1 pseudogene is annotated in these 628 nt (G+C 72.5%); it reads left to right on the top strand.

Annotated elements, in window-relative coordinates:
• Positions 1-93: 93 nt before the first annotated feature.
• Positions 94-628: pseudogene (locus GTP58_RS30835) on the top strand (hypothetical protein); the annotation flags it as partial.

The following is a 628-nucleotide window of genomic DNA, read 5'->3' as shown; positions in this document are numbered from 1 at the left end:
CCGCCATTTGCGGCATGAAGGTGATGGTGTCAGGACGGGCGGCCGCCTGCGCCAGCCGCGCCGCCGCGCCCAGCACCTGGCTGGAGGCGGTATATGTGTCCTCGCTGCCCAGTACCAGTTGCCGCCACCCTCACGCTGGGCGTGTCCAGCACCGGTGGCGATGGCGGCCGGGCTGTCGGCAGCGGCTTCCAGGGCGGCGCGGGCGGCGAAGCCAGCACCACCACCGCGCTCAAGGCCCTCATCAACACGGCCCAGGTCAGCATCACCCAGCGTGGCGGCAACGGCGGCGCCGGCCAGCAAGGCGCGCGCGGCGGCAACGGCGCACAGTCCGTGCTGAACAACCGCTTCAACAATCTCAACTTCCGCTACGGCACCGTGTCCCAGGCCGCTTACGGCGGCAACGGCGGCGCCAGCGACAGCGCCCAGGCCGGCCATGGCGCGGCCGCCGCCTCCACGCTGACGCTGGCGACCGATGCCGCCCAGCTGGGCGTCTACAACCGCGGCCAGCCCAATGTGCAAGTGAGCGCCGCCGGCGGCAATGGCGGCAATACCGCCACCGGCGTGGCAGGCAACGGCGCTGACGCCAGCGGCACGCTGACGCTGAGCGGCAATTCCGGCGCCCTGGTGT

The sequence above is a fragment of the Duganella sp. CY15W genome, from assembly GCF_009857555.1.
GTDB classification, from domain to species: Bacteria; Pseudomonadota; Gammaproteobacteria; order Burkholderiales; family Burkholderiaceae_D; genus Rugamonas; species Rugamonas sacchari.
This window is presented reverse-complemented; position numbering and strand designations above follow the sequence as displayed.